The sequence below is a fragment of the Streptococcus sp. HMSC073F11 genome (genome assembly GCF_001810785.1).
GTDB lineage: Bacteria > Bacillota > Bacilli > Lactobacillales > Streptococcaceae > Streptococcus.
On record NZ_KV802691.1, the window covers coordinates 1 to 22,448 of the forward strand.

Consider the following 22,448-nt stretch of genomic DNA (forward strand, 5'->3'; position numbering starts at 1 on the left):
TGGCGTTTCAACCTTTGGTGCCTCAACCTTTGGTTTCGTACCGACTGTGATAACTTCTTCTACTGCTTCTTCAGTAATCGTGGTTGGTTCATTCGGTGTTACTGCTCCTGTATTAGGATCCAAGGTATAAGTTATTGTAGTAGTTGTTTTACCAGCTTTACCAGTTCTTGTTACTTCTCGATAGTCTTTATCTTTTGTATTATCTTCTACATAACGTGTTGTATATGGAGTAGTTGTTTCTACAACTTTAGGTTTAGTACCTACTTTAACCACTTTTGGTACCATAGGAGTTTCTTTTTCAGTCGGCTTACCGTCAGTTACAATACCATCAAGTTCATTCACAATTTTAGGTGTTGTAGTTACAATTTTACCTTCGCTACCGTTCGATTCAACAATTTCCGTACCATAGTCGATTGTTTTGTCTTCTACATAAGTTGTCGTAATTGGAATTTTTGTTTCTGTTTCTACAGGTGGTAAGTTGTTCTCATACTTCTGTTTATACACATAGGTAATGACAGTTTCACCTTTTATAATCTCAGTAATATCCTGTTTATCTTGTTCTTTAAAGGTATAACGCTTGTTCTCAAAGTCCAAATCGGTCGGATGAGTTAAAGATACCGCAGAACCTACCTCTTTAAGGTCAGACTTAACACTAGGTGCAATTTCAACACCTTGTTCGTTTACAAACTTCTGAGTAACTAAACCTTTGTTTTGAACTTCTGTATAAGTAACAGTATGGAAAGTGCGAGACACACCGTTGATTGCTTTTTCTGTATCTGTCAATTCAACTCTTTGGAGATTTGATGCATAAACAATGCGAGGTGTAAACTGATTACGTTTATTAGGAACTACTTTACTAGCAATGTACTCTTTTTGAGAAATTGTATTTTCTCCAAGTAAAGATGTTTCTTGTCTATAAGTGTAATCAGCACCAACTGAACGTAATTCAAACTCGGATAATTTAGATTTTGGAATATCAGAAGACGTTATAACCCCTTTCCCCTTAAAACCTTGGACATCTAAGAATTTCGCATATAAATCTTTAATTGGAATAATATTTCCTTGCTTATCCTTATAAGTATAAGTTCGAGTGTAACCAATGAAATCAGTATGATTTTCAGCACGTCGAGTTAAGTTTTTAATAATTACATGAGTCTCAACAGGTTTACTGCTAAATGTAGCGTAAAGTTTGGTTTTTTCAGGTAGTGTATACTCAAATTTAGCAGTTGTCTCAATACTACCGATACCGTAAATACTAGATAAAACACTATCTGAACGAGGTGTGATGGTGTAACTATACACAGTGTTTGGAGTTAGTTCCACTATACGAGCAGGATACCCGATATTCACACGATTTGTTGCATATTTATCTGTAATTCCAATTCGAGCAGGTACCTTAATAAATGTTTCTGTAACTTCCTCAGTAGTTGGTTTCGATACTGCATTATACAAACCTTGAGAATCAGTTAACTCCAATTCATTCGCTTTCAAGTAATGAAGTTCCCCATTACTTGATGTAATTGGACTAACTGAAGCTTCTTTCGAGACATCTTCATCAATATCTCGACTATTTACCTGAGAAACTAATCTAGCTTTTACTTTGATATAATTAGCATTAATAAAAGTATTTTTAAACTCATCAATCTTAACTCTATCCGCTTTCACTTGTTCTTGTTCAGCTTTTGCAGACTCTAAATCACGAATTTGAGCATCTACTTTTTCTTCAGCAGTTGCGCGTAAATGTGTAACCTCAGAAGAACTATTTGCAACACCTACATTTTCAGTGGGTGTTTCTGTAACCTTAACCCCTAAAGCTTTTACTTCTTCAACTTTAGCTTTTAACTCGGTTTCTTTTACCGTATGTGTTGTACTCGTTTCATACTCACTTTGAACCACAGTTTCGCTAGGAGGAGTCTGTGCTGCATTAGGAGGTGTACTTGAATTTGGTTGTTCGTCAGCGCTTACAATCCCATTTAAAAATAAACTCCCTAAAGCAGTCGTTAGGATAATGCCACTTAACAAACCTAACTTAGTTTTACGGAGATAGCCATGACCTTTTTCTTGTTTTACTGCTTTATGCAATAGAAACACCAACTTTCATTTATTTGTATTGTTAATATTATTACATAGTTAACTAAAAAAGTAAAGGTATCAAGTCAAGAATTAAATACAATAAATTTATAAAAACTTCCTAACTACTGTACTAGAATTTTCTAAAATTCAAAAAACAATATCAGAACGGATTGATACTGATACGAAACAAAAAAACAAAATGACTCTTTATACATCTATGGTAGGATTCAAGACAGATTATTTATTTCTTAATCGATATATAAAAGGAATCCTGATTAAACTGTCTTTAAAACTTAAGAAATCAAGGATATGATAAAAGGAATGGATATCAGTATATCTATTTTTACCATCTCAAAAGTAGATCCAGAGAATATAACTGTTCTCTTATGATGAGACTTTGGAGGCAACCATTCTGTCTTGTTTTATGAAAGAATAGCTTAACCTTTTACTTAAAATATTCAGCTAAAAAAAGAGAGAACGATTTTGTTCTCTCGAAATCCTTATTTTTCATTTACTATAAGAGTAAAGTATTTATAGCTTTACTCCCACTCAACTGTTGCAGGTGGTTTACTTGTAATATCATAGACGATGCGGTTAACGTGGTCCACTTCGTTTACGATACGCACAGAAATCTTTTGAAGGACATCCCAAGGAATTTTTGCAAAGTCAGCTGTCATACCATCGATAGAAGTGATTGCACGGATTGCAATCGTGTAGTCATACGTACGACCGTCACCCATAACCCCAACTGAACGAACACCTGTATTCACTGTGAAGTATTGCCAGATATCGCGGTCAAGACCAGCTTTAGCGATTTCTTCACGAAGGATAGCATCTGACTCACGAACTGTTTCTAGTTTCTCTTCAGTGATTTCACCCATGACACGGATAGCAAGTCCTGGTCCTGGGAATGGTTGGCGCCATACGATATGGTCTGGCATACCAAGCTCTGTACCAAGGGCACGAACTTCGTCTTTATAGAGAGTGTTCAATGGTTCGATCAGTTCAAACTGCATGTCTTCTGGAAGACCACCCACGTTGTGGTGTGACTTGATTGTCTGAGCGGTATCCGTACCAGACTCGATAACGTCTGTATAAAGAGTTCCTTGAGCAAGGAATTTCACATCTTTGAGCTTGCTTGCTTCGTCATCGAATACATATACAAACTCATTACCGATGATTTTACGTTTTTGTTCAGGGTCAGAAACGCCAGCAAGTTTATCAAGGAAACGTTTAGCAGCGTCTGCTTTGACGATATTCAAACCAAACTTACCACCAAGCATGTCCATAACTTGATCCGCTTCTCCTTTACGAAGAAGACCGTGGTCTACGAAGATACAGATCAATTGATCGCCAATAGCCTTTTGGAGAAGAACTCCAACGACAGATGAGTCCACCCCACCTGATAGACCAAGAAGGACACGTTTGTCACCGACGGTTTCACGGATTTTTTGGATTTGCATATCGATGAAGTTATCCATTGTCCAGTCGCCTTTAGCTTTACAGATGTTAAGAGCAAAGTTACGAAGGATATCATTTCCGTATACAGAATGACGAACTTCTGGGTGGAATTGGATACCGTAAATGTGTTTATCTGGGTTTTCAATGGCTGCATAAGGGCAGTCAGCTGATGTTCCAGTACGAACAAAGTCAGAAGGAATCTCAGTAACCGCATCACCATGGCTCATCAAAACAGTCTGCTCGTCTGGTGTTGATTCAAAAAGAGCTGATGGTGTGTGTGTAAGAGTTGATTGACCGTATTCACGATTTCCAGCATCACCTGCAGGGACAACTTTTCCTCCAAGTTTATGGGTCAATAACTGCATACCGTAACAAATTCCCAAAATAGGAATTCCGAGTTCGAAGATTTCTGGGTCAATATCGAATGAACCATCTTCGTATACAGAGTTTGGACCACCTGATAGGATAATTCCTACAGGATTGATTTCACGAACTTCAGCAGCTGAAATTTTATGGCTCTTTAGTTCTGAAAAAACACCAATCTCACGGATACGGCGTGAAATCAGCTGGTTGTATTGGCTACCATAGTCCAATACGATGATTTTTTCTACATCTTTCAAATCAGTTGAAATGTTGCTCATCTTTTTCCTTTCTCAAAAGAAATATCTTTTTTCAATATTCTATCACAAATAAGGGCGAATTACCAACTAAACAAGGCGAAGTTTGACTTTTTCTAGTTTATTGGGGTACAATAGAGAAAAGATAGAAATGAAGTGAAAAATATGCTACCCGCTTATATGAAAATCCATGATCAGATTAAAAAGGATATTGACGAACATCGTTGGGCTATTGGTGAGAGACTTCCCAGTGAAAGAGATTTAGCAGAGCAGTTTGAGGTCAGTCGCATGACCCTCCGACAAGCTATTTCCCTCTTGGTCGAAGAAGGAGTTTTAGAGCGCCGTGTAGGAAGTGGCACCTTTGTATCCAGTACACGTGTACAAGAAAAGATGAGAGGGACAACCAGTTTTACTGAAATTGTTAAGTCCCAAGGTAAAGTACCCTCTAGCCAACTCATTTCCTACAGAAAAACCATTCCCAATGAACAGGAAGTTGCCAAGCTAGGAATTTCTCCTACCGAAAATATTATCCGAATGGAACGTGTTCGCTATGCCGACCAAGTTCCTCTGGTTTATGAAGTTGCTTCTATTCCTGAAAAATTCATTAAGGACTTTAAAAAAGAAGAAATCACCAGTCATTTCTTCCAAACCTTGCAAAAACACGGCTACCGTATAGGCAAATCTCAACAGACTATTTATGCTCGCCTTGCTAAAGAAAAGATTGCCCACTATTTGGAAGTTGAAAAAGGACATGCTATTCTTGGTTTGACTCAGGTTTCCTACCTAGAAGATGGTACTGCTTTTGAATACGTAAAAAGTCAGTATGTAGGCGAACGCTTTGAATTTTATCTTGAAAATAATTAGATTACTATGCAAAAACTCTCTGTCACGGACAAAGAGTCTTTTTTATTTCTCTAAGAGTAAATCTTTCAAAGAAATCAGAGTTACAGCAAACAATATCATTGCCATGCCAAGAAAATCAATAGGATAAAATTGTTCATTCATAATTAGGAAGGCAAAGAAAACCGCCGAGATTGGCTCAATTGAAGCCAACAAACTTGACTTAACTGGTCCAATCAGACTGGCTCCTTTTAAGAACGCTGTATAGGCAAAGACAGTCCCGATAAGGATAATGCCCGCAAAAGCAAGGAGAAAATCAAGACTAGTCGGTATATTGGCCTGTAGAACCCCTGTAAAAGGAAGGGCGACCAAACCAGCTATGACCATTCCCACACCAATGACCAAACTGCTACCCCACTTCTTAATCAAGGTTATGGGCAAAATGATATACAGGGCGTAAGTCAGAGCAGAAAAGAGGCCCCAGAACAGACCTGCAGGTGTCATAGATAACTGGTCCAACTGCCCATGTGTTGCGATCAGGAAGGTTCCTCCGATGGCTAATATGATAGAAACAATCTCTCCCAGTGTCGGCGCCACCTTATCCTTGATACAGCTATAAATTAAAATCCCAACAGGACAAACATACTGAAGCACCGTCGCGGTTCCTGCATTGGTCTCCTGAATAGCAGTTAGATAGGCAAATTGATTGAGGAAGAGACCAATTAGAGCAAAAATGAGAAGAGACAGCAAACTCTTTCTATCCTTTAAAAAGGCCAGCATTCTATCTTTTGCAGTAGCATAAGCCAAGAGCATGAGAATTCCACCAGCGATTAAAAGACGCAAGTTGGTCAAAACCAGGGCCGAAATTCCGTGCGCCATCAGGTATTGGCCACTCGTTCCTGACAAGCCCCAAGCAATCCCAGCCACAACTGTTAATAGAGTCCCTTTTAAACTGTTTGACATGTCTCTCCTTACTCTTCTTTGCGAATCAAGTCCATCACTTGATTGCGGTCTACAATCCATTGAGCCCTCTCATCCTTTTCATAGGTACGATTCGATAGGAAAATAGCCGCTTCTTGCTTCTGGCGATTCCACATGATAAAGGTACCTGTATAGCCCGTATGGTCTAGCCAATCTCCTTCCAAATTCCAGGCCAAAGAACGTTCCTTGTCATCCAAAGGAGAAAAATTTTGACTCAAATCTCTTGCAAAATCATCTGATAAATAGTGTTCTAAAAAGATTTGTAGATCCTTTACAGTCGAAAATAAACCAGCACTACCAGCATGTCTGCCCAGGAGACGAGCCTTGGGATCATGTACCAGACCTGCCTCTACATCTCTAACTGTCGGAACAGCAAGCTCAACAGGTCCAAATTGGGTTTCCGTCATTCTCCAAGGATTCCAAACTTGTTCTTGTAAAATCACATCCAAATCTTGATTAAAGATTCTTTCCAAAATAAAACCCAACAGCAAAAAATGAACATCCGAATAAAGAAAGGCTGGCTGACTTCGTCTGTTGAGATGAAACATCGCTTCCTTTAATTCAGGTGCTGTTAAAAGATCACGATTGGGAATAAATGGATCAAGATCTGTAGCGTGGGTTAAGAGCTGGCGAATAGTGATGTCTGGATAATCACTCTCAGGTAAAAAATCGGTCACCGGTCTGTCAATATCTAATTTGCCTTTTTCCCACAAAAAAGTAAAAACTGTGCCAACCCCAACAACCTTGCTGACACTAGCTAGATCATAAACTAGTCCTGCCTCAGTCTGCAAGCCATGTTCTGGGTCACTCTGGCCTAAATAGAACTCCGTCCATTGATGGTCCTTAAAATACGCAAAAGAGGCTCCAGGATAAATCCCTGCCTCGATTTGTTCTTCTATTTTTTTAATAATCTTGGTCCACTTCATACTTTTTCAAACCACAATTCAACATTATTTCTATCTTTACCAAGGAAGAATTTTTCAGACTTAGGAATAAAATATTCTGTAGACTCAAACTTCTTACGAAGACTTGCTATGTCTAATTCATTGACCAAGAACTTGAGCATAGATAAGTCCCAAGTAACCGTATTGTCCACAGTCAAATCCTGCCCCTGTGCTGGGATAAAATCAAGTGACGCCCCAATTTCAGATAGTTCCAAGAAACTATCTACATCCGTTGGGAGGTGTAATTCCATAGAAATTTCAAATTTACTTAAAGAAATTGACTCCAGATCTGTTTGAAATTCTGGCTTTTCTCCTACTTCTACTAGACTTGCTCTGTCATCTTCCGCATGAATCAAAATCAAATCATCTTCGGGTGAAAAAATCTCAAAAGCGTAGCCGTTTTGACCTTTATATAATTGATGAATCGAATCTGTTTTAGATAAGAGTCCTTCAATTTCCAAGGGATTTTCCACCTTGATAATCAATCTAGCCAGTTTTTTTCTTCCCTCTACCTTACGAGTACGCATACTTGGAGCTTCTTCTAAAACCAGCTTTTCAAGACCTGTTTGATCCCCTAGTGACAGAAAAGCTGACTCTTCTAACAAGGCCTTCATACCAAGGGTTTCAATATAAAATGTTTCATTTAATTTTCTATTATTAACTTTTAAAGTAGGAATAATCCGTACAATCTGATTTACATTCATAAATTCCTCCAACTCTTTTATTTTAAAGGATTTTAGAATTTTTTACAAGAAATTATGCTCAGATTTACCTTTTTTTCGTAAAATTTCATCTAAAAAACCGAGGATTTCCTCGGTTTCAATTTCTTATAGGTAAAGGAATTTGAAGATAGCTACTGCCGCAATTGCTGCTGCAATCGGTGCTACTACTGGTACCCAAGAGTACCACCATTTTGAATCGCCTTTGTGCTCACCAAGAACTGATTTTGGAAGGAAAGCATGAAGGAGACGTGGTCCCAAGTCACGGGCTGGGTTCAAGGCAGGCCCTGTAGGTCCACCAAGTGATGTTACCAAAGCCATAACAAGGAATCCAAGTGCCAAGTGAGCAATTCCAAGACCAGATGTCATAAATGGTGCTACTTGTTCTTTAGCTTGGTCAAGTGCTGCTGTTACTTGTTCTTGAGGAATGGTTTGACCTTGAGTAGTTGCTTGTGCAACTTGAGCATTAATAGCCGCTTGTGCTTTTGATACTAGTTCAGCACCAAAGAAGTTTTTAGTCATACCAAGGGCTGCAAAGAAAAGAACAAATGAACCGACAAACTCGTTTACAAAACCATTAACAGTTGCTGCAAAATGTGATTCTTTTGTACCATTATCCAAACTTGAAATTGTTGAGAAAGTACCCAAGATGTTGTTTGGATTTTCAGTTTTCAAGTAGTATGGGCGGTGTGTTGCCACAACCAAGGCTTGACCAAAGATAGCACCCAAAACTTGTGCGATGATATAAGGTGCAACTTGTGCCCAAGGGAAGAGACCGCTGATCGCAAGTCCAAGAGTGAAGGCTGGGTTAATGTGGTTACCAGATACGTTACCAAACATCAAGGCTGGGATCATAACCCCCATACCATAACCAACAGCGATAACGATCCAGCCACTTTGGTGACCTTTCGTACCTTTAAGTTCAACGTTGGCAACTGCACCATTTCCAAGAATGACCAGAATAGCAGTTCCCAAAAATTCAGTGGCATATTTAATTGCCCATGTGAAATCCATTTGATAGATTCTCCTTAAAATTTTTTAGACAATCCTTATTCTATCAATTTTTATATCTTTTAGCAACAGGTTTTCTAAAAGAATATATAAGAAAGCGGTTTTATTTCTTATAAAAAGCAAAAGGATTAAGAAGGTCATTCTCCTTAATCCGATAGTTCTTATTCTTGACGTTGTCCGAAATCTGCAATCATCTGTTCCATTTCTTGTCGACTCGGAGTTGTCAGCATATAAAGGTAATCTCCTTGAAGTTCCGCGAAGGCTGCTGGCATGATTTTTTTAACTTTGAACTGCTGACTGTATTTGGCAAGTAAATCCTCCTCAGAATAGACATAATGAGCATTTGCACGGCGAGAAGTAGCCAAACAATACTGAGGGGCAAACTCTGATGCAGGAAACTCTTCTCCCGCAACAATAGCTGCATAACCACGATAGAGGTCCAAAGAGTGAGCAAAGTTATAAACATCAATTGTAAAACCACCTGCGGGACGGTTATTGTACTCAATAGCAATGTAATCGTCCCCCTCACGGAAGAACTCGATATGGAAGAACCGTTCTTTCATACCAAATTCTTTGACGATAGCCTCACCATATTTACGTAATTTGGGATCCATATCCTTAAGAACATAGTAGGAATTGTCCATCTTATACATCATGAGATCAAGCGGTGTATAGGCGTAGTCAAAGGTTGTTGAAAAGACAATCTTACCATCCTTGTCCACAAGCCCATCAAAGGTACAGATTTCGCTGGAAGTGACAAATTTTTCAAAGAAATAAACAGTTGAATGATCCCATTCGGCCTTGAAGTGATTGATATCGTCTTCAGTCTCAAGTTTAAAGGTTGCGGCTGCCCCAACTCCATTATCAGGTTTGGCAATCATTGGAAGACCGATTTCTTTCACTGCTTGATCCACATCTGCTTCCGTCTTAATAACAGCTCCAGGGACTACAGGGACACCAGCTTTTTTGAAGAGTTTCTTCATTTCAGACTTATATTTTGTCTTTTTGAGATCCTCTGGTTTGGCACCAAAGACATTGAATTGTTCTCTGAGTGTTGCATCCAACTCAAGCCAGTATTCATTGTGGGATTCGATGCGGTCAATTGGGCCATGCTTATAGAAAAGAAAAGCAACTGCACGTTTGACTTCGTCTATGTTCTCAAGATTGTCAACACGGAAATACTCGGTCAGGCTATTGCGTAAAGGTTCATCCAATTGCTCGTATGGTTCTTGACCAATTCCCAAGACGGTAATGCCTTTATTGGCTAGTTCAATGGTAAACTGTTGAAAGTTTTGCGGATAGTAGGGAGAAATAACAAGGTAATTCATAGATAACTCCTTTTATAAATAGAGATTTCCAAGGAAATAAGGCATTTGTTTGCGCCACCATTCCCAGTCATGGGCGACATCGTGTCCCCATTCAGCAAACCAGGCTGGAATTTGTTTCTGGTCAAAGGCTTCTTTGAGCTTGTAGAAAGATGGTAGACCGTCTTGTTCCCATGCACCAAGACCCGTACACAGCACAATCTCTGCCTGACGATAACGATCAATAAACCAGCCGTCGTTCTGGTTCCAGATATAATCTACTGGCGAGTTTTGGTAAATAGCATCGTCATTGTAGTAATCGCCGACAAAGAAACGTGCGTCGTAAACACCACTAAGAGCTATCACCTTGGTAAAGACATCTGGATGCTGGAGGAAAAAATTGACAGCATGGTAGGCGCCCATCGAGCAACCTGTCGTCATCATACCATCAAACCAACCTGTCTTATGCTTGATAAAAGGAATGGCCTCTTCAATCACATAGCGTTCGTAGGTACGATGCATCTCCGCCTGGTCATGACCATGTTTCCAAGTGGCCAACCAGCTCTCACTGTCTACACTGGATAGGGTAAAGAACTGAACACGGCCTTCCTCGATAAAGGAAGCACAGGCATCAATCATGCCAAAATCATAGTATTCATTGTGACTGCCACCTGATGAAGCAAAAACCACAACTGGAATCCCAGCATGTCCATAACGGTTGAGGTACATTTCACGGTTGAGATGACCACTCCAGTGGCTAAGGTTTTCAATATGCATTGGCTTTCTCCTTTTCTAACTTACCATTTCTCTGCAAAAAATCTCAGACAGTCTGGTAAATTCTCCGACCAAGGGATTTCACTATGGATGGCACCAGACTGAACTTTCAAGACAAGATTATCTAAGTGTACCCCACCTGCTATCAAATCATGGTAATACCGAAGAGACGAATCGATATAGGCTTGTTTGATATTACCAGCCATCAGGGTCTTGTCCGTATCATCTGCTTCTTCAGTTCCAACATAGATAAAGATACGCTGGTCAGGCGATAGTTTCTTTCGTTCAATATAGCGATTAAAGGCTTCTTGATGGAGCCAGTTGGCAGATGAAAAGACGCCCAAGCAACCAATTTGGTCTTGGTATTCCAAACCGATAAACTGGGTAATATTTCCTCCTAGTGAAGACCCAATCATAGCCGTATGCTGGCGGTCAGCTTTAGTACGGTAGGTCTCATCGATAAATGGCTTGACCACCTCCATAACAAACTCGGCATACTCCACGCCCTTACCGCCAAATTGCTGTCCTGGGATAGGAGATTCTTGGAACTTCCAAGCCGCATACTCATTCATCCGCCCCATACCATCATTGTCAATGGCGACGACAATCATGCGACTGATATCAGGATTACGCTTAATAGCTGGGATAATCTTCCATGAATGGCCAATGAAAGACTCCTTGCTATAAAAAACATTTTGCCCGTCATGAAAGTAAACAACAGGATAAGAACGATCCGTGTCTTTCTCATAATCTTTAGGCAGAAGAACACGTACACGGCGTTCCTTACCTGTATAAGGAACCTTGAGTTTGTGTTCTTTCATTTTTAAATAAAAGTAGGATTGATTCATTGTCAGAAAACTCTCTATATTCAAAATTTTATTTTATTATATCACAATTATAGAAAAAAAGTTAGTTTTGCTTCCACTTTTGGAATTAAAAACTAACTTTTTCATCTATTTTTCTAAATTCTTCTGGATTTTCTGATTAGAGCAGATTGTCAATCAAGTCATCCACTTCATCTTTTTCAGCCTGCGGTGTAATCTCAGTAATCATGATTCCAGCTACAGCTCGCTCAACTAAACCTTCAACATCCATGCGAGCTTCATACTGCTCCGCATTCTTAATCTTAGGATTTGTTTTCGGACGATCTGGCGCAAAAATGGTACAACAGTCTTCAAAAGGCTGGATAGAAATTTCAAAGGTGTCAATTTCCTGAGCAATGTCAATGATTTCCAACTTATCCATTGTCACAACTGGACGGATGATGGGAGTGTTGGTAACTGCATTGATAGCCTGCATGCTCTCCAAGGTTTGGCTGGCTACTTGACCTAGGCTTTCCCCATTGATGATAACTAAACCATTTCGTACCTCACGAATACGATCTGTAATCCGCATCATAAAACGACGCGTTAGAGTCATCAAGTAAGCTTCTGGCGCTTTGGCCTTGATTTCCTCTTGAATCTCTGTGAAAGGTACTTCGATAAACTGGATATTTCCCCCAAACTTGGTTAATTTACGGGTCAAATCTTGGGCTTTTTTAAGAGCGCCTGGACTCGTGTAAGGTGGGCTGGCAAAATGAACAGCCTCAATATCCACCCCACGCTTAAGTGCAAGATAACCTGCTACAGGTGAGTCGATCCCTCCTGACAACATGAGCATCCCTTTACCTGAAGTTCCAACTGGCAAACCACCAGCCCCACGAATGGTTTCATAAGAAAGATAGGCTGCTTCTTCACGGATTTCCACCTGAAGATTGATGTCAGGACTTTTCATTTGAGCTTGCACATTTGGAATGGCTTCGAAAACAGCTCCTCCAAGTGTTTGATTGAGTTCACGACTATCCAACTCAAAGTTGTGGTCGCTACGCTTGCCAGAAATTTTAAAGGTCATGCCATCCTTGTAGATGTCCTGCATAATCTCTTGGACAGCAGACTTCAGAACTTCTACAGATTTTTCAACCTTATAAACAGGGGAAAAGTTTTGAATTCCAAAAACTTGTTTGAGCGATTCTGCTACTGCTGTGTAATCTGCTCCATTGAGGTAAGCGTGGGCACGGTCACGATCTGCCGTTACCTTAACTTGGGGATAGATAGACAAAACGTCTGATATATTATTGCGAAGTTTATTGATGAAACGCATACGATTTTTACCCTTGGTTGACAACTCTCCGTAGCGAATCATAATTTCTGAATACTGCATGAATGCTCCTATCTTACTTTTCTAGTTTGATTGTAAATTAATTTTAACTTGGTCAAAAACTGCTCGACCTGACTCATATCATTTTCAAGGTCTAGGCTTAAACGCACAGCTGACTGAGCCTTATCCTTGTCCACTCCCATAGCAATCAGGGTTCCGGCTGGTTTTCCTGCCTTTGACGAACAAGCAGAGGTCGTTGAGATAAAAATATCATAGTCTTCAAAGGCGTGAACGATGACTTCACCACGAACACCCTTGATTCCAAAAGTCAGAATATGAGGGGCAAAGTCTTCCTCATCTGAAAAGACAAAAATATCTGGATAGTCCAGAAGGGCTTGGCGAATCACTGCCTTCATCTGCCCAGTCTTGCTAGTAAAGAAACCTAGCTTTTCCATAGACAAACGGAGAGCCTTGGCTGTCGCTGCAATTCCTGCCACATTTTCAGTTGTTGAACGATAATCACGCTCCTGACCACCACCAGTCAACAGAGGCGTAATCTTCTTGCCAGACTTGATATAGACAAATCCAACACCTCGAACTCCGTGAAACTTGTGACTAGAGAAAGTCGCAAAATCCACTCGTTCTGTCAGATACTTTTCAGTCGGAATCTTGGCAAGTGCCTGAACCGCATCAACGTGGAAGGAAATAGTTGGCTTGTCTGCCAATAGTTCTGAAATAGCTTGAATAGGTTGAATCGAGCCGATTTCATTGTTCACAGCCATGACGGAAACGAGGGTCGTATCAGGTCTTATCAAATCTGATAACGCTTCAACATCTACAAATCCTTTGTTATCAACTGGAGCAAAATCTACTTCAAATCCTTGACTTTTCAACCAAAGGGCTGACTCTTTGACTGCCGGATGTTCAATGGCTGATACAATGATGTGCTTTCCAAACTGAGCCTTTTCAAAGGCCACACCCTTGATAACCCAGTTATCTCCTTCTGTCCCACCAGAAGTAAAGAAGATTTCCTCACTTTTCTTACCGATTAAATCCGCAATCTGTTGACGGGAAGCATCTAAGATTCGTGTTGCCTGGTCTCCCAAACGATGGAGACTAGATGGATTTCCTAAAATTTTTGAAGCGACCTGCATATAAGTTTCAAGGGCTTCAGGATAGGGCTTGGTCGTCGCCGAATTATCAAAGTAAATCATGTTTTCTCACGCTTTCTAAAATCACTCCTTCTATTGTATCATGAAACGGAGCTTGCGACAAGAAAGGGCAATTCCTCTTTTTTTAAGATTTTTTTAAAGAAATGCGGTATAATAAATTTTAATTAAAGGAGAGAATGCATGTCTAATTATCGTAGAACTTCAAAACCAAAAACAGAACACATCAAAAAAGGCTTTACAGTCTTTCAAAAAACCGTTGCTACTATCGGTAGTATCCTTGGCTTAATTACCGCAAGTATCACGATTATGAACGCCTTGGATAATAACAAAAATACTAAAAAAGAACCTACGACAAGCCAGACGACAACCATTGTCAAAGAAATTCAAAAGGAATCCCCTCAGGAAAACACTAGTCCCAATAAGGAAAATAACACTTCTCAAGAAAAAACACAGCAAGAGGAAACGCCAAAAGCTAGCGTCAAGGAAGAGAAAAAAGAAGAGCAGAAAGCAACAACTCAGGATTCTTCTACTCCTACTCCAAGTAAGCCTACTACTGAAAATGAAAAACAGTCCAATAGTCCAACTTCGGAAAATAAAACTAATCAATAATCACTAAAATAGCCTCCTTCCAAACTTGGAAAGAAGCTATTTTTTTATTGTTGTAAAACTTTTCTTGGTTTGGTACCTTCAGCTGGGCCAATGACACCTGCCATCTCAAGCTCTTCCATGAGACGGGTCGCACGATTAAATCCAACTGACAAACGACGCTGAATCATAGATGCGCTGGCTTTCTGGGTCTCAATGACCAAAGCTTTGGCTTCTTCAAAAAGCGGATCTCCACCAGTTTCACCATCTGAGAATTCACCTTCATTTTCAGAAACCTCACCTGGATCAAAACTCTCATCGTAGTCCGCATCTGCCTGAGCCTTGATAAAGTTTACGATGCGTTCAACATCATCATCCGAGATAAAGGATCCTTGGAGACGAACTGGATGATTTTCATCGATTGGTTTAAAGAGCATATCTCCTCGACCAAGCAGTTTCTCAGCTCCATTTTCATCCAAGATGGTGCGCGAGTCTGTACCTGATGATACCGCAAAAGCCACTCGAGATGGGACATTGGCCTTGATCAGACCAGAGATGACATCAACGGATGGACGCTGGGTTGCAAGAATCATGTGGATACCTGCAGCCCGCGCCTTCTGCCCAAGACGAATGATGGCATCTTCCACTTCCTTGCTGGCAACCATCATAAGGTCAGCCAACTCATCCACAATCACGACAATGAGCGGTAGCGGAATTTGCTTGTACTCAGACTGGGCATTGAACTCTTCTACCTTGGCATTAAAGCCTGCAATATTACGAACTCCAACCTTGGCAAAGAGTTCATAACGATTTTCCATTTCATCCACGACCTTTTGCAAAGCCTTGCTGGCCTTACGTGGATTGGTCACGACTGGAATCAAGAGGTGGGGAATATCATTGTAAACAGACAACTCAACCATCTTAGGATCGACCATCATAAACTTAACTTGGTCAGGTCTCGCCTTCATGAGGATGCTAGCGATAATGCCGTTAACAGCTACTGACTTCCCTGAACCCGTTGAACCTGCAACTAGCAAGTGGGGCATCTTGGAAAGGTCAAAAGCTCTTGCGGTGCCATTAACTGCCTTTCCTAGAGGAATTTCTAAGAGATTTTCTGCTTTCGTTTGAGATTGTTCCCATAGTTCGCGGAAGGATACCGTCGCAATCTCAGAGTTAGGAACCTCAATCCCGACTAAGGATTTACCAGGTATTGGAGCCTCAATCCGGACATCCTTGGCTGCCAAGGCTAGAGCGAGGTCATCTGCTAGATTGGAAATGCGGTTAACCCGTACACCGACTGCTGGCTTGACTTCATACTTGGTCACTGACGGCCCAATTTCAGCCCGTTCAACCGTTACCTTGATACCAAAGCTAGCAAAGGTTTCTTCTAGGATTTTGATATTTTCTCGAACAATCTTCTTCTCTTTCGACTGGTCTTTTGGTTTATCTGGGGCAAAGAGTTGTAAGCTTGGAAGTTTATATTCAAGAGCCTCCTTGGCTGAAAAATCAACTTGTACATCTTCATCATCAAAGACCTCCTCATGTTCAGGGAATTCATGTTCAGCTTGAGGCAGGATGATTTCTGGTTCTACCCACTCTTCTTCCGGAACAGATGGAACGTCAAGAACAACATCTTCTGTCAGAATTTCACCCGTTTCCATATCAACAGGAGGCATATCGAGTAAGGCTTTTTCAGCCTCTTCTTTTTCTAATCTAGCCTCTTCCTCAGCCTTTTGGCGAGCTTTTTCTTCTTGTTTAACAAATCGTTCCTCTTTTCGACGCTCATGCCCTTCCCACCATTTGGCAAAGCCTCTACTGAAAAATTCAGCAATATCGTAAACAGACCAAGGACTGACTAGGAGAGCACCCACTAAAATCAAGATAGAACCAATAAAGTAAGTACCGATATTTGAGAAGAGAAAGGCTGTTGGCACATAGAGTCCAACACCAATCAAGCCTCCACCAGCAAAACTGGTCGTTCGAAAACCAGTCAAATCAGTCACAACCTGAGCCATAGTTCCTTTTAAGACCGACTTGTCCAAACCATATTTCCAAACCAAGTAGGCCTCAAAAATCAAGAGTAAGCCAGCAAATATGGTGAAAAATCCTGATAAGAGTCCTTCCTGTTTTCGTATCCACTTGAAAAAGAAGAGATAGAGCAGGATACCAAATATTGCCAAATAAGCTAGGCTACCTACCAGCAAGCGAATTAGATTGTAAAGGGTGATACCTGCAGCCCCTAATTTAAAGGCTGCAAAAATCAATAAAAGGGCGATTCCCAACGAAATCAACATTCGTTGAATCGCTTCTTTTCTTTCGAGTTCTGCTTTAGACGGTCTCCGTCTTGTTTTACTTGTATTCTTGTTTGCCATTCTTCTATTATACCATATTTCACAGGCATTTCGGAAAGAGAAAAAGACTGCACCAAACGGTACAATCTTTTCATTTTTCTATTTTTTATGCTTGTGGTTTGCGTAGGTAACCATAGACTACACCACTTACGATTGCTCCTACCAAGACAGACACGAGGTAAAGAAGAGCATTAGAAGTAAGGGCGATAACGAAGATTCCTCCGTGTGGCGCCATTAGTTTGATACCAGTAAGACCAACGAGTCCACCTGCTACTGCTGAACCAAGGATGAAGCTTGGGATCGCACGAGCTGGGTCAGCTGCACCAAACGGAATCGCTCCCTCAGTGATAAATGACAAGCCCATGATGATGTTTGTCAAACCAGAGTTGCGTTCTTCCTTAGTAAATTTGTCTTTAAAGAGAAGAGTTGCGACAAAGATGGCAAGTGGTGGCACCATTCCTCCAGCCATAACTGCTGCCATAGCCACAGAACCACCTGAAGAAACAGTCGCTGCAAGCGTACCTGTACCAAATACATAAGCCGCTTTGTTAACTGGTCCACCCATGTCAACAGCCATCATTCCACCAAGGACGATACCAAGAAGGACAGCTGAACCTCCTCCAAGACCGCCTAGGAAGTCATTCATAGCAGTATTGATTGCTGCCATTGGGATATTCACAGCTAGCATGACAAATCCAGTCAAGATTGTTCCAAGAAGTGGCAAGAGAAGAATTGATTTAGCACCTTCGAGTGAACGAGGAACTTTAACGTATTTCTTGATAGCAAGAACTAAAGCACCTGCGATAAATCCACCAACAAGGGCACCTAGGAAACCAGATGAGACACCTGCAAGAGTTGAAGTTGCTTCACCACCTGCGGCATAAGGAATTTTACCAAAGGCAAAACCTTCTTTGGCAATAGCACCAGCCACGAAACCTGCTACCAAACCTGGTTTTTCAGCGATAGAGTAGGCAACATAACCTGCAAAGACTGGGAGCATCAAACCAAAGGCAGCTCCACCAATTTTCATAAACATAGAAGCTAGCTCATGGTAGGAACCAAGATTACCAAGATTTTCATTTGGAACACCCAAAGCACCGTCAATCAAGAAGGCAAGGGCAATCATGATACCACCACCTATAACGAATGGCAACATTTGAGATACACCACTCATCAAGTGTTTGTAGAAGGCACCACCAAGGCTTTGTTTTTCGTTGCTTGCTGTCGAAGCTTTTGCTCCATTAGCAGCACGGTAGACTTCAGCATCTCCTGAAAGAGCCAAGTTAATCAATTCTTCTGTTTTACGGATACCGTCAGCAACTGGACGATTGATCAATGGTTTGCCATCGAAACGATCCATTTCAACGGCCTTGTCTGCTGCGATGATAACAGCTTTAGCCTTGCGGATATCTTCTGCAGTTAGTTGATTTCCAACACCGCTAGCACCATTAGTCTCAACCTTGATCCCAACACCCATTTCAGCAGCTACTTTTTGAAGAGCTTCTTGAGCCATGTAAGTGTGGGCAATACCTGTTGTACAAGCTGTAACAGCTACGATAAAGTCACCCGAGTTATTAGCAGGTACTTGAACAGGCTCTTCAGTTTTTTCTGAAGCTTGGTTAAAAAGTTCGATAACTTGGTCAGCTGATATTGCTTGACGAAGTTTATCAGCAAAACCGTCTTTCATCAAGTATTGGGACAATTCTGCCAAGGCTGCTAAGTGAGTATCATTGGCACCTTCTGGAGCCGCAATCATGAAGAAGAGGTCTGTTGGTTGCCCATCCAAGCTCTCGTAGTCAACACCCTTGTTTGACTTAGCAAAGAGAACAGTCGCCTCTTTGACAGCAGCGTTTTTGCTGTGAGGCATAGCGATTCCGTCACCCAAGCCTGTAGAAGTCAAAGCTTCACGCGCCAAAATTCCTTCTTTAAAGATTTCAAAATCTGTCACATAACCGTGGTCTGTTAAACTTTTAATCATCTCTTCAATGACAGCTGTTTTTTCAGTCGCCTGCAAATCCAGCAACATAACATCTTTTCTCAATAGGTCTTGAATTTTCATCTTTTTTCTACCTCAACTTTTTCATATGTTTCTTTAATAAATTCTGCTGTTGCCAAGTCATCCGAGAAGGTAGTTGCAGTTCCGCAAGCTACTCCCCATTTGAAGGATTCTACTACATCTTTAGATTTGACAAATTCACCTGTAAATCCAGCAACCATAGAGTCACCAGCTCCAACTGAATTTTTGACTGTTCCCTTGATAGGTTTGGCGAAGTAAGCTCCCTCAGATGTGACAAGAAGGGCACCATCACCAGCCATAGAGATAATCACATTTTGAGCACCTTTAGCTAGGAGTTCTCGAGCGTATTTCTCAATTTCATCTAAACTTTCGAGTTTCACTCCAAAAATCGCTCCAAGCTCGTGATTATTTGGTTTGACCAAAAGTGGCTGGTAGTCCAAACTATCAATCAAGGTCTGTCCTTCAAAGTCACAAACCACTTGCGCACCAGTCTGCCGCGTCAAGGCAATCAAATCCTTGTAGATGACATTTCCTAGGTTTTTAGCACTCGAACCCGCAAACACAACCGTATCATCTGCTGTCAGACTAGATAAAATAGCTTTCAATTCTTCTAACTGGGCTGGTTCGACATTTGGACCCGTTCCGTTGATTTCTGTCTCTTGGTCTGCTTTGATTTTAACATTGATACGAGTATCTTCTGCCACTTGGACAAAACGTGTCTCGATTGCTTCATCAGCCAAAGTATCTGTGATAAATTTACCAGTAAAACCTCCGATAAATCCAGTCGCTGTATTTGGAATATCCAAGCGTTTCAAGACACGACTGACATTGATTCCTTTCCCTCCAGCAAACTTATCATCACTATCCATTCGATTGACACTACCGACTTGGACTTGGTCCAAACGAACGATATAGTCAATGGATGGATTGAGTGTGACTGTATAAATCATACTTCTATTACCTCCGTTTTCTCCTTAATAGCCTGCAAGAGCTCATGCCCTTGACTTGTGATAACAATAGCTCGTTTGAGTGGTGCTACCTTGGCAAAGCAAGTTTGTCCAATTTTTGACGAATCAACCAAGACATAGGTCTGTTTGGCATTCTCTAAAATAGCGCGCTTCACAGCACCCTCTTCCATATCAGGAGTTGTATAATAGCCATCGTCCACACCATTCATCCCGATAAAGGCACGATCAAAGTGCAATTGGTTAATCTGGTTAAGAGCAACGCCCCCGATGCTAGCATCTGTTGCCATCTTGACACTTCCTCCAACCATGACAGTTGGAATCTGCTTTTCAACCAACTGTGCGGCATGGTGAATCGAGTTGGTCACGACTGTAACATTCTTATTGACCAATTCATGAATCAAAAAAGCAGTTGTTGTTCCAGCATCGATAAAGATGACATCTTGTTCCTTGATGAGAGAGGCTGCTTTCTGAGCCAGCAACTTCTTCTCTTGAAGGTTTTTGACAGATTTTTCTTGAATGGTTTCTTCTTCCTGCAAAGAGTGAGGCAATTCTGCTCCACCATGTACGCGACGAAGCTTGTTTTCCGCTTCCAACTCATCCAAATCTCTTCGAACCGTTGATTCTGAGGTCTCTAGCAAACTAACTAATTTTTCTAGAGAAACTACATGATGTTGATTTAACTCCTCTAAAATCAGCTGCTTCCGCTCTGTTTTTAACACCGAATCACCTCCTGTTATCGTTTACACTATTCATTCTATCACACTTTATTTAAAAGTCAAGCATTTTTTATCATTTTCTTTCAAAATCTATCATTTTCCTTATTTCTAGAATTTTTATTGCAAGATAAGGGCCTTTATGGTAGACTATTTGAGTAAGTATTGGAAGATTACTCAAGAGGCTTAAGAGGCCGTGTTGGAAACGCGGTAGGCGTGTAACAGCGTGCGTGGGTTCGAATCCCATGTCTTCCGTTTATTTTAAAAAAGATACCCAAGAAATCTTGGGTATCTTTTTTCTTATATGCTTGTTTTATAACTCGGGTGAATTTCTTAGAAAATATCAAATAACAATTTCACATTGAGAATTGTTAAGATAATGGAAACGATATAGCCAAGGATGGTATTCCATTTGGCATTGGTAAATTCTCCCATCAGTGATTTCTTAGAAGTTAGATAAATCAGTGGGAAGATTGAAAATGGAAGAGCAATCGAAAGAAAGACTTGTGAATAAACCAATAACTGATCCAATGTTTTTTCCTGATGACCAAACAGAACCGCTACAATCATGACAGGCAACAAGGCAAAGAGACGAGTTGCCAAACGAATGAACCATTGAGGTAATCTCATATGCAAGAAACCTTCCATAACGATTTGTCCAGTCAAGGTACCCGTAATTGTCGAATTTTGACCACTGGCTAATAAAGCCAAGGCAAACAAGGTTGATAAGGTCGAGCTAGCTATAGCTCCTGCAATAGTAGAATCCTGCAAGGCATTATACATTTGAGAGAAGGCAGAAATCTCAGATGCATGGCCGAAAAAGAGAGCCGCCCCGAGAATTAATAGAAGGGAGTTAACCACAAAGGCCAAGGATAATTGGAGATTTGAATCCCAGGTCATAAAGCGCACGGCTTTTCGAACATCATTCTTGTCCTTGTGATTGATTTTCCGAGTTTGAGACAAGGAAGAATGCAAATAGAGGTTATGGGGCATAACCGTTGCTCCCACGATCCCTAGTGCCAAGGTTAATTGACTTTCATGCCCTGGCAAGGGACTTTCAAATAAGGTTGCATTCGGTAGATAACCCTCAACGATTCCTTGGAAGCTTGGATGTGACAAAGCTACCAGATAGGTAAAAATTGCTAGAATGGTTAAAATCAGTGTTGTCACAATAGCTTCAATCTTCTTAAAGCCAAATTTCATCAGAAGCAATAAGAGAAAAACATCCAACACGGTCAAGAGAATTGCTATCATAATCGGAATCTTAAAGAGAAGATTGAGAGCAATCGCTGAACCTAGAACTTCTGCCAGATCTGTCGCCATCAAGGCTAATTCTAAAATCACCCATAGACTATAACGAAGCCATTTAGGTGAATGATGAGCCGTTGCTTGAGCCAGGTCCATCTGGGTTACAATACCAAGCTTTCCTGCCATCTGCTGAAGTTGCATGGCAATGAGAGATGAAATCAAGATAACAAACAAGAGACTATACTTATAGGAAGCACCACCGACTACACTGGTAATCCAGTTTCCTGGATCCATATAACCAACTGCGACAAGAGCACCCGGACCTAAAAAGGCATTTAAATTTTGCCAGAAATGATTGTTATTTGGAGTATCGATAGATTGATTAATCTCAGAGAGTGACACTTTTTTATGAGAAGACATAGATACTTACCTCTTTCTAAACCTACTTTTTCATTATTTTCTATTAGAGAAAAATAAGATTGACTTTAAACTATTAAAACAATGAAAACTATATGAAAAACATTTAGTTTTTTC

At 40.7% G+C, this 22,448-nt stretch carries 18 protein-coding genes and 1 tRNA gene; 3 read left to right on the forward strand and 16 right to left on the reverse strand.

Going from position 1 to position 22,448, the window contains the following annotated elements; genetic code table 11:
* Both HMPREF2764_RS05720 and guaA read right to left on the reverse strand, forming a co-directional pair.
* A partial coding sequence (locus HMPREF2764_RS05720) for a G5 domain-containing protein (protein WP_070527905.1) occupies window positions 1–2,091 on the reverse strand: 2,091 nt, incomplete at its 3' end.
* Between the two features lie 521 nt (window positions 2,092–2,612).
* The gene (gene guaA, locus HMPREF2764_RS05725; RefSeq protein WP_070527907.1) at window positions 2,613–4,175 is read right to left on the reverse strand and encodes a glutamine-hydrolyzing GMP synthase; all 1,563 of its coding nucleotides are present in this window, start codon (window positions 4,173–4,175) and stop codon (window positions 2,613–2,615) included.
* A gap of 141 nt (window positions 4,176–4,316) precedes the next feature.
* Here guaA and HMPREF2764_RS05730 point away from each other — a divergent pair, with 141 nt between their 5' ends.
* Complete coding sequence (locus HMPREF2764_RS05730) at window positions 4,317–5,015, forward strand: GntR family transcriptional regulator (RefSeq protein ID WP_000936192.1); 699 nt, start codon at window positions 4,317–4,319, stop codon at window positions 5,013–5,015.
* Between the two features lie 42 nt (window positions 5,016–5,057).
* On the opposite strand, the gene HMPREF2764_RS05735 is transcribed toward HMPREF2764_RS05730, so the two are convergent.
* The 9 genes from HMPREF2764_RS05735 to HMPREF2764_RS05775 all read right to left on the reverse strand — a co-directional run bounded on the left by HMPREF2764_RS05735 (window position 5,058) and on the right by HMPREF2764_RS05775 (window position 14,074).
* On the reverse strand, window positions 5,058–5,954 hold the full coding sequence (locus tag HMPREF2764_RS05735; RefSeq protein WP_070527910.1) for a DMT family transporter: 897 nt from the start codon (window positions 5,952–5,954) through the stop codon (window positions 5,058–5,060).
* An 8-nt stretch (window positions 5,955–5,962) separates the two neighbouring features.
* On the reverse strand, window positions 5,963–6,898 hold the full coding sequence (locus HMPREF2764_RS05740; protein ID WP_033685205.1) for a serine hydrolase domain-containing protein: 936 nt from the start codon (window positions 6,896–6,898) through the stop codon (window positions 5,963–5,965).
* A complete protein-coding gene (locus HMPREF2764_RS05745) occupies window positions 6,895–7,620 on the reverse strand; it encodes a CppA family protein (protein WP_070527913.1) in 726 nt (241 codons plus the stop codon). Before HMPREF2764_RS05745 ends, HMPREF2764_RS05740 begins: the two co-directional genes overlap by 4 nt.
* A gap of 123 nt (window positions 7,621–7,743) precedes the next feature.
* Window positions 7,744–8,649 carry an aquaglyceroporin Gla gene (gene gla / locus HMPREF2764_RS05750; RefSeq protein WP_049546710.1) on the reverse strand — a complete coding sequence of 302 codons (906 nt, stop codon included), beginning with the start codon at window positions 8,647–8,649 and terminating at the stop codon, window positions 7,744–7,746.
* A 158-nt stretch (window positions 8,650–8,807) separates the two neighbouring features.
* Entirely contained in the window at window positions 8,808–9,974 is a 1,167-nt protein-coding gene (locus HMPREF2764_RS05755) for an ATP-grasp domain-containing protein (protein ID WP_070527915.1), read from the reverse strand.
* Between the two features lie 12 nt (window positions 9,975–9,986).
* Complete coding sequence (locus HMPREF2764_RS05760; protein ID WP_020903515.1) at window positions 9,987–10,727, reverse strand: esterase family protein; 741 nt, start codon at window positions 10,725–10,727, stop codon at window positions 9,987–9,989.
* Window positions 10,728–10,747: 20 nt separating this feature from the next.
* A complete protein-coding gene (locus tag HMPREF2764_RS05765; protein ID WP_033685208.1) occupies window positions 10,748–11,572 on the reverse strand; it encodes an alpha/beta hydrolase in 825 nt (274 codons plus the stop codon).
* Window positions 11,573–11,708: 136 nt separating this feature from the next.
* A complete protein-coding gene (thiI, locus tag HMPREF2764_RS05770) occupies window positions 11,709–12,923 on the reverse strand; it encodes a tRNA uracil 4-sulfurtransferase ThiI (RefSeq protein ID WP_070527918.1) in 1,215 nt (404 codons plus the stop codon).
* A gap of 8 nt (window positions 12,924–12,931) precedes the next feature.
* Window positions 12,932–14,074: a cysteine desulfurase family protein gene (locus HMPREF2764_RS05775; protein ID WP_070527921.1), complete on the reverse strand. Its 1,143-nt coding sequence runs from the start codon at window positions 14,072–14,074 to the stop codon at window positions 12,932–12,934.
* A gap of 138 nt (window positions 14,075–14,212) precedes the next feature.
* On the opposite strand from HMPREF2764_RS05775, the gene HMPREF2764_RS05780 reads away from it, so the two are divergent.
* The gene (locus tag HMPREF2764_RS05780; protein WP_070527924.1) at window positions 14,213–14,641 is read left to right on the forward strand and encodes a DUF6556 family protein; all 429 of its coding nucleotides are present in this window, start codon (window positions 14,213–14,215) and stop codon (window positions 14,639–14,641) included.
* Between the two features lie 44 nt (window positions 14,642–14,685).
* On the opposite strand, the gene HMPREF2764_RS05785 is transcribed toward HMPREF2764_RS05780, so the two are convergent.
* The 4 genes from HMPREF2764_RS05785 to HMPREF2764_RS05800 all read right to left on the reverse strand — a co-directional run bounded on the left by HMPREF2764_RS05785 (window position 14,686) and on the right by HMPREF2764_RS05800 (window position 20,672).
* The gene (locus HMPREF2764_RS05785; protein ID WP_083306602.1) at window positions 14,686–16,989 is read right to left on the reverse strand and encodes a DNA translocase FtsK; all 2,304 of its coding nucleotides are present in this window, start codon (window positions 16,987–16,989) and stop codon (window positions 14,686–14,688) included.
* An 85-nt stretch (window positions 16,990–17,074) separates the two neighbouring features.
* Complete coding sequence (locus HMPREF2764_RS05790) at window positions 17,075–19,027, reverse strand: fructose-specific PTS transporter subunit EIIC (RefSeq protein WP_070527930.1); 1,953 nt, start codon at window positions 19,025–19,027, stop codon at window positions 17,075–17,077.
* Entirely contained in the window at window positions 19,024–19,935 is a 912-nt protein-coding gene (pfkB, locus tag HMPREF2764_RS05795) for a 1-phosphofructokinase (RefSeq protein WP_070527933.1), read from the reverse strand. The genes HMPREF2764_RS05790 and pfkB overlap by 4 nt, the downstream gene beginning before the upstream one ends.
* Window positions 19,932–20,672, reverse strand: coding sequence for a DeoR/GlpR family DNA-binding transcription regulator (locus HMPREF2764_RS05800; RefSeq protein ID WP_000920654.1), 741 nt, complete (start codon window positions 20,670–20,672; stop codon window positions 19,932–19,934). The genes pfkB and HMPREF2764_RS05800 overlap by 4 nt, the downstream gene beginning before the upstream one ends.
* A gap of 161 nt (window positions 20,673–20,833) precedes the next feature.
* On the opposite strand from HMPREF2764_RS05800, the gene HMPREF2764_RS05805 reads away from it, so the two are divergent.
* A tRNA-Ser gene (locus tag HMPREF2764_RS05805) sits at window positions 20,834–20,921 on the forward strand.
* Between the two features lie 78 nt (window positions 20,922–20,999).
* Here the strand turns inward: HMPREF2764_RS05805 and HMPREF2764_RS05810 are convergent.
* Window positions 21,000–22,334 carry an Nramp family divalent metal transporter gene (locus HMPREF2764_RS05810; protein ID WP_000094601.1) on the reverse strand — a complete coding sequence of 445 codons (1,335 nt, stop codon included), beginning with the start codon at window positions 22,332–22,334 and terminating at the stop codon, window positions 21,000–21,002.
* Between the last annotated feature and the right edge of the window lie 114 nt (window positions 22,335–22,448).